The organism is Actinomadura roseirufa (assembly GCF_900659635.1).
Taxonomy (GTDB): Bacteria; Actinomycetota; Actinomycetes; order Streptosporangiales; family Streptosporangiaceae; genus Spirillospora; species Spirillospora roseirufa.
Genome location: NZ_CAACVB010000274.1, coordinates 1 through 9,439 on the forward strand (window position 1 = coordinate 1; position 9,439 = coordinate 9,439).

Sequence of the window (9,439 nt, forward strand, 5' to 3'; positions counted from 1 at the left end):
GGGCACCTCGCCGAGGACGCGCGCCGCCAGGGCCAGCGCGACGGGCCGGGGCGCGGCGGGCAGGAGCCGGCCCCGGTGCGCGGCGTCGCCGAGGCCGGTGACGAGGGCGCCGAGGCGGACGACGCCGGCCATCCGCTCGAAGGGGTTGTCGGCGAGTTCCACCCCGCGCAGCCTGCGCCGTTCCAGCGAGACGCTGCGGCGGGTGAGCAGGCCGCGTTCGGCGACCAGCGACCCGTCCCGCTCGTGGAGGGTGAAGTCCCAGTTGAAGAGCGTGAACACGATGACCGACATCACCGGCATGGCGAGCAGGACCAGGATCGCGAGCGCGACGACGAGCGCGGTGGGCAGCCCCACCACGTCGTGGCCGAGGCCCTCGACGCGTTCCTGCGTGATGAGGCCGAGGTCGTCGCCGAGGTTGTAGAGCGTCCCGAGGAGGCTGCCGGCCAGCGCGAACGGGGTGAGCAGGTAGGCGCCGCTGAGCGGGGCGTACACGTACCAGCGGCGGCGCATGCGGGCGAGGGGACGGCGCGGCGGCGCGGCCGGCACGGGCCGTCCGGCGCGGGCCAGCAGGACGCGGCGGAGCCGTTCGGCCTCGTGCCGGGAGACGGCGTTCAGCTCCCCCTCGCCGCCGTCGGCGCCCGCGTCGACGCGGACGACCGCGAGGCCGAGGAGGCGGTGCGGGAGGGACGCGCTGATGTCCACGCCGCGGATCCGCTCGCGCGGGATGCTCTTGACCGACCGTCCGACGAGGGAGCGCCGCAGTTCGAGGCGGTCGTCGCGCAGGATGTAGCTGAACGTCGCCCATCCCGTGACGTGGAAGATCAGCCCGAAGCCGAGCCCGACGAGCGTGAAGTAGAACGCGGTGGACAGCCCGCCGACCATGAGGCCGGTGGCGCCCGCGGCGAGCAGCGCGACCAGCTCGCGGACGGCGCCGATGACGAAGGTGAGCGGGTGGAGCCGCTGCCGCCGCGCGGCGCCGTCGCCGGGGAGGGCCGGCAGCGGCGCCGGCCGCGGCTCGTCCTGGACGCTCACGTCGCGTCGTCGCGGAGGTCGTGGGCGCGGCGCGCCAGCTCGGAGGCCAGCCGGGTCGCCACGTCCACGGGCAGGCCGGACAGCTCGGACGAGCCGGTGTGGGAGGCGGTGTTGACCTCGATGGTGGCGAGGCCGAGCATCCGCTCCAGGAGGCCCTGCTCGGTGTCGACGGTCTGGATGCGGCTGACGGGCACCAGCAGCCATTCGCGGCTGAACCAGCCGGTACAGGTGTAGACGACGTCGGCGCTGACCTCCCAGCGGTGGACGCGGTAGCGCCAGACGGGCGCCACGGTCACCATGAGCGCCCCGGCGGCGCCGACGGCGTAGGGGAGCCAGCCGACGCGGCCGTCCAGCCAGCCGGGCATGCCGCTCCACACGGAGTCGTCGAGCCAGGCGGCGACGCCGAGCGCGAGGCCGAAGGCCAGGCCCCACACCAGCAGGTACTCGATCGCCCAGTGCGCGATCGCGCGGCGCGAGACGCGATGTGCGGGCGCCCGCAGCCGCGGCGGGTGCGGCCCCCCGCCGTCCTGATGGTGACCGCGCCGCACCGTCGTCACACCGCGAGTTTAGAACCCGCCGCGCGGGCCCACGCCAGGCGACGCGGCCGGAACCGGGCCGAAAGCCGCCCGTGTCGGGGGCGGCGGGGACGGGTGGGAAGCCGCGGCCCGGTGGAGGCTGGTGCGGCGCTCTCCGGCCGCTGCCGGACCTCTAACGGCCGCCTAACCGGCGTGGATCCGTCCCATGAGCTGGAACAGGCGGTCGCGCGGGGCCGTTCTGTCAGTGGTGTATGCGAGGTTGTGCTTGCCTCTCACCGCTTTGACAGCGTCTTGGCAGAGGCGACCAGAAAACTGGATGCGCACAGCACCGGACACTGCATATTTTGGGCAGTCCTCGACGCGGGGCAGCGAGACGTCCGGCACACGAGTCCCTAGGAGATCACATGACGTACGCGATCCAGGCCGACGGCCTGGTGAAGCGGTTCGGTGAGATCCAGGCGCTGGCCGGCGTCTCGCTCACCGCGGAACCCGGCACCGTGCTGGGGGTCCTCGGCCCGAACGGCGCCGGCAAGACCACCACCACCCGCGTCCTCGCCACGCTCATCGAGCCGACCGAGGGCTCGGCCCGCGTCGGCGGGTTCGACGTGGTCAAGGAGGCGCACAAGGTGCGCCAGCTCATCGGCCTGACCGGGCAGTACGCCGGGGTCGACGAGCTGCTGACCGGCACCGAGAACCTGGTGCTGATCGGGCGGCTGCTCGGCCTGCCGCGGCGCGAGGCGCGACAGCGGGCGGCGGAGCTGCTGGCCCGGTTCCAGCTCACCGACGCGGCCGAGCGCGCCGCCAAGACCTACTCGGGCGGGATGCGCCGCCGCCTGGACCTCGCGGCCAGCCTGGTCGGGCGTCCGCAGATCCTGTTCCTGGACGAGCCGACCACCGGCCTCGACCCGCGCAGCCGCAACGGCCTGTGGGACATCGTGCGCGGCCTGACCGGCGACGGCGTCACCGTCCTGCTGACCACGCAGTACCTGGAGGAGGCCGACCAGCTGGCCGACGACATCGTGGTGATCGACCACGGCCGGGTCATCGCGCACGGCACGCCCGACTCGCTGAAGGCGCAGGTCGGCGGGCAGGTGCTGGAGGTGCGCCCGATCGACGAGCGGGACGCCGCCGCGGTGGCGGGCATCGTCGGCGAACTGGCCGGCGCGACCCCGGAGGTGTCGGAGGGGCTGGTGTCGGTGCCGATCACCGATCCGGGCCTGATGCCGGCGGCGGTCCGGCGGCTCGACGACGCGGGCGTCACCGTCGGCGAGCTGTCGCTGCGCAAGTCCAGCCTGGACGAGGTGTTCTTCGCCCTGACCGGCCACCACACCGACGAGGCGGCCGAGGAGATCGAGGCCGCGGCGGACGAACTCGCCCGCGCCGCCGACAAGGAAGGGGCCTCGGCATGACCACCGCGACCTTCGCGCCGCGCGAGCTGACCAGGCGGGTCTCGCCCGGCACCGCGGCGCGCAACATCGTCACGCTGGCGTGGCGCAACCTGGTGCAGATCAAGCACAACCCGATGGAGCTGCTGGACCTGTCCATCCAGCCCATCATGTTCGTGCTGCTGTTCGCCTACGTGTTCGGCCCGCCGATGACCGGCAGCGTCAAGGACTACCTGCCGGTCGTCATCCCCGGCATCATCGCGCAGAACGCGCTGTTCGCCGGGATGAGCACCGGGTTCGGGCTGAACACCGACATCACCAAGGGCGTCTTCGACCGGTTCCGCAGCCTGCCGATCGCCCGCAGCGCCCCGCTCGCGGGCCGGATCCTCGCCGACACCGCCAAGCAGGCGTGGTCGATGGTGGTCCTGCTGGCGGTCGGGTTCGCGATCGGCTTCCGGATCGAGACGGGCCCGGTCGAGCTGGTCCTGGCGTTCCTGCTGCTGCTGACGTTCGCGGTGCTGTTCTCGTGGACGTCGGTCCTCATCGCGATGCTGGTCAGCGAGCCGGAGAAGGTACAGATCTTCGGCTTCGTGGTGATCTTCCCGCTGAGCTTCCTGAGCAAGGCGTTCATCCCCGACACCAAGGGCATCCCGTCGGGGCTGGCCTGGTGCATGGACAACAGCCCGGTGACGCAGCTCGTCCTGGCGCTGCGCGGGCTGCTGGTCGGCGGCCCGGTGCTGCAGCACGCCCTGGTCACGCTGGCGTGGGGCATCGGTATCGCCCTGGTGTTCGCGCCGCTGTCGCTGCGCGCGTTCAAGCGCCGGGCCTGAGCCCGGCGCCGCGGACGGCCCGGTCACCCTCACGGGCGACCGGGCCGTCGCCGTTCAGCCCACTCACCGTTCGGCGGCCCGCCGGTCGGCACCCTGCGGGTCAGGCGGCTCGGTGGTCGGCCGTTCGGCCGGTCAGTCGCGGTGTCGTCCGGCCTTTGCGGGGCGCGCCTCCGGGATGGTCCCCGTCCCGCTCGGGCGGTCTTCGTCCCGGCCTCCGGCGGCGGCGAGGGCGAGGAGCCCGGCCGCGATCCCGAGGGCGGCGGCGGCCAGGTACACGCGGTCGAGGCCCGCGGCGAGCGCGGCGGCATCGCTCTCCCCGCGTGCGCGCGCCCCGGCGCCACTCTGGAACAGGGCGCCGAGCGCGGCGACGCCGAGGGTCTGCCCGAGCTGCCGGAACGTGGTCATCGCCCCGGCGGCCGTCCCCCGCCGGTCCGGGGGCGCGGCCGTCAGGACCGCCGTGCCCATCGCGGGGAGCATCAGCCCGACCCCGGCGCCGGTCACGACCAGCCCGACCGTGAGCGAGGACGCGGTGGAGCCGCCGTCCAGGCCCGCCTGCAGCGCGCATCCGGCGCCGCTGAGCAGCAGCCCCCCGCCGAGGCCCGCCCGGGGCGGGATCCCGGCGCGCGGCCGTCCGGTCACCGTCGAGACCGCGAAGGCGGTGAGGGCCATCGGCATCATCGTCAGGCCCGTCCGCACCGGGCCGAGGCCGAGCCCCGACCGGAGCCAGATCGCGGTGTAGACGAGGCAGGAGAACGCCGCCGACGACGCGAGCACGCAGGCCAGGACGGCGGCGAGGCCGGGCGCTCGGAACAGGCGCGGGTCCAGCATCGGGCGCCGGTGACGGAGTTCGGCGGCGACGAACAGGGCCAGCGCCACCGCCGCGGCGCCCACCCGGACGAGGACGCCGCCGCCCCGCCATCCGTCGGCGCCCGCCCTGGTCAGGGCGTCGGTGAGCAGCCCGGCCCCGACGGCGAACAGGATCGTCCCGACCGGGTCGAGTCCGGCGCCCGGCGGCGTGGCCGCGGGCCGGTCGGCGGGGACCGCCCGCAGCGTCAGCACCAGCGCGGCGGCCGCGACCGGCAGGTTCACCAGGAAGATCGCGCGCCAGCCCGGGCCCTGTGCCAGGAGCCCGCCGAGCAGCGGCCCCGAAGCGGCGCCGAGCCCGCTGACCGCGCCCCACACGCCCATCGCCGTCCTCAGGGCGGGTCCCTCGTAGATCGCTCCGATCAGGGAGAACGCGGTGACCGCCAGCGCGGCCCCGCCGACGCCCTGCACACCGCGCGCAGCGACCAGCGTCGCCGCGTCCGGCGCGAGCGCGCAGCCCGCCGACGCCGCCGCGAAGACCACGAGCCCCGCCATGTAGACGCGGCGGTGCCCGTACCGGTCGGCGAGCGATCCCGCCGTGAGCATCAGGACCGCCAGGACGAGGGTGTAGACGTTCGCCACCCATTGCAGCGCCTCCAGCGGGGCGTGCAGGCCGCCGGCGATGCTCGGCAGCGCCACGGTCACGATGGTCGTGTCCACCAGGAACAAGAACGAGCCCATGCAGATCGCGGCCAGCGGCCACCATCGGCGCATCGGACCTCCCCCTTTCGTCGAAGACCGCCTTCCGGTGAAGGCCCGTCCACCGTCGCCGCTCGCGCCACCGTTCCGCCATCCATGACCCCGATCGCGGCTGTTTCCGGCATCCTCTAGGCTGACCTGATGGATGACGTCACACTGGACGCCGTGGATCGCGGGCTCGTTCACGCACTCCAGATCGACGGGCGGGCTCCCTTCAGCCGGATCGGGGAGGTGCTGGGCGTCTCCGAGAACACCGTGGCGCGCCGCTACCGGCGGCTCCGCTCGTCCGGGATCCTGCGGGTGGCGGGCACGGTGAACGGCCCCCGGCTCGGCCACACGTCCTGGACGATCAGGCTGCGCTGCACACCTGACGCCGCGGCGTCCATCGCCGGGGCCCTGGCCGCGCGGGACGACACGTCGTTCGTCCACCTCCTGTCCGGCGGCACCGAGATCTCGTGCAACACCCAGACCCGTTCGGCCGGTGAACGGGACGCCCTGCTGCTGGAGCGGCTGCCCCGCACCCGCCGCGTCCTCGGCGTGTCCGCCCATCTCCTGCTGCGGAGCTACGCCCTGCCCGGCGGCTGGCTCGGTCCCGCGACGCTCGCTCCGGAGCAGGCGGCGCGCCTACGCCCCGTCCGGCCCGTCCCCGATCCGGCCGCGGAGACCACGGCGTTCGATCTCGGCCCCGCCGACCGGGCCCTGTTCACCGCCCTGGCGCGGGACGGCCGGGCCGCCTACGCCGACCTCGCCAAGGCCACCGGGTGGTCGGACTCCACGGTCAGGCGCCGCGTGGACGCCCTCCGGGACGCCGGCGTCCTCGGCTTCCAGGTCGACATCGAGCCCCGGCGGCTGGGCTTCCACGCCGAGGCGCGGCTGTGGATGTCGGTGCGTCCCTCGGCGCTGGCGGACGTCGCGTCCGCCCTGGCGGCGCACCCGGAGGCGTCCTTCGTGGCCCTCACCACCGGCCCCACCAACCTCGTCGCGGCGGTCAACTGCCGCGGCACCGCCGACCTCGGCCGCTACCTCACCGAGCGCGTCGCGACCCTGGAGGCGATCACCGCTCTGGAGAGCGCCCCGGTCATCCGCACCATCAAACGCGCCGGAACGGTCCTCCCACCCTGATCCGGTTCAGCCGGCGCTGCCGGCGCCGGGCGGGCGGGTCATGGTGGCGGCGGCGGGATGTTCCAGGCCGAACTCCTCCAGGACGTCGGCGAACGTCCAGGAGCGTCCCCGCTCGTAGGCGGCGGTGAACGCGGCGTCGCCGAGCGCGGCGCGGACCGCGGCCTCGATGGCGAGGACGTCCGGCTGCGAGAGGTCGCGGCAGCCGCGCAGGCCGTCGGCGGTGCCGAGCAGCCCCGCCGCGCGGCCCGGGTCGCCGAGGCTCCGCGCCAGCTCCGCGTGCCCGGCCAGCACGTAGGCCGCGATCGGGTAGTCCTGCGCCCGGACGGCGCCGCGCAGCGCCTCGTCCAGCCTGGTCCGGCCCTCGTCGGCGGAGGCGAGCGCGATGTCGAGCTGGGCGCGCGAGCACAGCACCATCGCGCGGAACTGCGGCGGGCCCGGCAGCCCGTCGGTGAGCGCCTCGGCCCGGCCGAGCTCGCGCAGCGCCGCCGCCAGGTCACCCGAGCGGCGGGCGAACTCGCCGAGCTGGTAGTGCAGCGCGGCCATGTCCTCCGGCCGCCGCAGGGCGTCGGTGTCGCGCATCGAGCGGCGCAACAGGGAGTCGGCCCGCTCGCGCTCACCGATCAGGTCGAGCTCGTTCGCCAGCTTCATCGACAGGTGCAGCAACTGGACGGTCCCGCCGCCCAGCTCGGCGTTCAGCCGCAGGCCCTCCTCGTACAAGGCGACGGCGGCGCGGTGCTCGCCGCGGCGGCCGAGGATCTCCGCCTGGGAGGTGAGGGTGAAGGACAGGCCCCAGCGGTCCCCCGCCTCGCGGAACGCCGCGAGCGCCCGGTCGAAGTCGTGCTCCAGTTCCTCCGTGCGGCCGAAGTTGTGGGCGACCTGGCCGTGCACGAAGTACGCCAGCCCCCGCACCCAGGGGTCCGAGTCGTCCAGCAGAGCCTCAATGCCGAGCCCCGCCCGGTTGTCCCACCCGGAGGTGTACATGTGCGCGGTCTCCAGCATCAGCCGCAGCACCGGGTGCAGGGCGGTGCGGTCGGTCCCCGAGCAGATCCGCTCGGCCCGCCCCAGCCAGGCGACGACCCGGTCGCCCTCGTGCTGGTTGTCGAGCGAGGTCATCGCGCCGAGGGCGAGCGCGAGCGCGGTCGTCTCGTCGTCGGGGACGCCCGGCAGCGCGAGGATCTCCTCCAGGCTCTCGGCGCCGTCGACGAGCTGCCCGCGCAGGAACCAGTACCAGCCGAGCGACGCGCAGAACCGCAGGGCCAGCGGCGCGTCCCCGGCGGCGATCGCCCAGCGCAGCGCGGCGGAGCCGTTGTCCTGCTCGGCGCTCAGCCTGCGCAGCCACACCAGCTGGTCCGCGCGGTACAGGCGCGGTTCGGCCGTCTCCGCCAGCCGGACGAAGTGGGCGGCGTGCGCGCGGCGCACCCGTTCCTCCTCGCCCGCCTCGGCGAGCCGCTCCAGCCCGTACGCGCGGATCGTCTCCAGCATCCTGTAGCGCGGCCCGCCGTCCCCGGCGCCCGCGTCGCCCGGGGCCCCGTCGCCGTGGACGGTCACCAGCGACTTGTCGACCAGGGCCGACAGCACGTCCAGCACGTCGGCGCGGTCGAGGCCCGGCCCGGCGCACACGTCCTCGGCGCTCTCCAGCGCCGCGCCGCCGGGGAAGACGGCGAGGCGCCGCCACAGCACCCGCTCCGGCTCCTCCAGCAGGTCCCAGCTCCACTCGACCACGGCGCGCAGCGTCCTGTGCCGGGGCAGCGCGGTCCGGCTGCCCGCGCTGAGCAGCCGGAACCGGTCGTCCAGCCGCCGGGCGAGCTGCGCGGGGGTCATCGCCCGCAGCCGGGCGGCGGCCAGCTCGATCGCCAGCGGCATGCCGTCCAGGGCCCGGCAGATCCGCACGACCGGGGCGACGTTCCCGGCGGTGACCGCGAAGCCCGGCGACACGGCGGCGGCCCGGTCGGCGAACAGCCGGACGGCGGGGAAGGCCATGGCCGTCTCCGGGTCGGCCCGCGTCGGCGGGCCCGCCAGCGACCCGACCGGCCACAGCGTCTCGCCGGTGATGCCGAGCGGCTCCCTGCTGGTGGCGAGGATCCGCACGCCGGGACACGAGGCCAGCACCCGGTCGGCGAGGCCGGCGGCGGCGTCCAGCAGGTGCTCGCAGTTGTCGAGGACGAGCAGCAGCCGCCGTCCGGCGAGCGCGGCGACGAGCCGGTCCAGCGGCTCGCCCGCGTCCACCAGCGTCATCCGCCCGCGGCTCGCGATCACCGTCATCTCTCGCGCGCCGAGCGCGGTCAGCACGGTGGCGGGGACCTCGGCCGGGTCGGTCACCGACGCCAGCTCGGCCAGCCACGCCCCGTCCGGCATCCGGCCGCCGAGCCGCTCCGCCGTCTCCACCGACAGCCGGGTCTTCCCGGCGCCGCCGGGACCGGTGAGCGTGACCAGGCGCGCCACGCCCAGCAGGTCGCCGACCCGGTCGAGGTCGGCGTCGCGGCCGATGAAGCTGGTGAGGCGCGCCCGCAGGTTCCCCTTGGCCCCGGATTCGCCCGCCTCGGGCATGGCGTCTGACTCGTCCCGGATCGCGCCGGACACGCCGGATCGCGCGTCCCGCCGTCCGGCGGGAAGGAGAGATGGGTCCTGCCTGAGCACGGCCAGGTAGATCTCTTCAAGAGCGGGCGAGGGGGCCACGCCGAGGTCATCGGCCAGGGCGCGCTTGGCGTCCTCGTACCGGACCAGGGCCTCGGCCTGCCGGCCGGCACCGTACAGCGCGCGCATCAGCAGGGCGGCGACCGGCTCCCGGAGCGGGTCGTCCGCGGCGAGCGCCTCCAGTTCGGGGACCAGCTCCACGTGCCGGCCCAGCGCGAGGTCGGCCTCCACTCGCTCCTCGATCGCGGTGCGGCGGAGCGCCTCCAGACGCGCGGCGGGCGCGCCCGCGAACCGCAGCGCGGCGGCGTCGGCGAGGGCCGGGCCGCGCCAGAGCGCG

Annotated in this window: 7 protein-coding genes; 3 read left to right on the forward strand and 4 right to left on the reverse strand. The window is 75.2% G+C overall.

Annotated elements, in window-relative coordinates:
- Positions 1-1,032: PH domain-containing protein (locus E1291_RS34665; protein WP_242614560.1), on the reverse strand; the 1,032-nt coding region annotated here is incomplete at its 3' end.
- Entirely contained in the window at positions 1,029-1,589 is a 561-nt protein-coding gene (locus E1291_RS34670) for a PH domain-containing protein (RefSeq protein WP_242614561.1), read from the reverse strand. The genes E1291_RS34670 and E1291_RS34665, both read right to left, overlap by 4 nt.
- Before the next feature lie 383 nt (positions 1,590-1,972).
- On the opposite strand from E1291_RS34670, the gene E1291_RS34675 reads away from it, so the two are divergent.
- A complete protein-coding gene (locus E1291_RS34675; protein WP_131742296.1) occupies positions 1,973-2,977 on the forward strand; it encodes an ATP-binding cassette domain-containing protein in 1,005 nt (334 codons plus the stop codon).
- A complete protein-coding gene (locus E1291_RS34680; RefSeq protein ID WP_131742297.1) occupies positions 2,974-3,783 on the forward strand; it encodes an ABC transporter permease in 810 nt (269 codons plus the stop codon). Before E1291_RS34675 ends, E1291_RS34680 begins: the two co-directional genes overlap by 4 nt.
- Before the next feature lie 132 nt (positions 3,784-3,915).
- On the opposite strand, the gene E1291_RS34685 is transcribed toward E1291_RS34680, so the two are convergent.
- Complete coding sequence (locus E1291_RS34685) at positions 3,916-5,361, reverse strand: MFS transporter (protein WP_207401100.1); 1,446 nt, start codon at positions 5,359-5,361, stop codon at positions 3,916-3,918.
- Positions 5,362-5,487: 126 nt separating this feature from the next.
- Between E1291_RS34685 and E1291_RS34690 the strand changes: the two genes are divergently transcribed.
- Positions 5,488-6,468 (forward strand): Lrp/AsnC family transcriptional regulator, encoded by a 981-nt coding sequence (locus E1291_RS34690; RefSeq protein ID WP_131742298.1) that lies wholly within the window; start codon positions 5,488-5,490, stop codon positions 6,466-6,468.
- 6 nt (positions 6,469-6,474) lie between these two features.
- Here E1291_RS34690 and E1291_RS34695 read toward each other — a convergent pair.
- Positions 6,475-9,439, reverse strand: a 2,965-nt coding sequence (locus E1291_RS34695) for an ATP-binding protein (RefSeq protein ID WP_131742299.1), incomplete at its 5' end; no start/stop codon positions are given.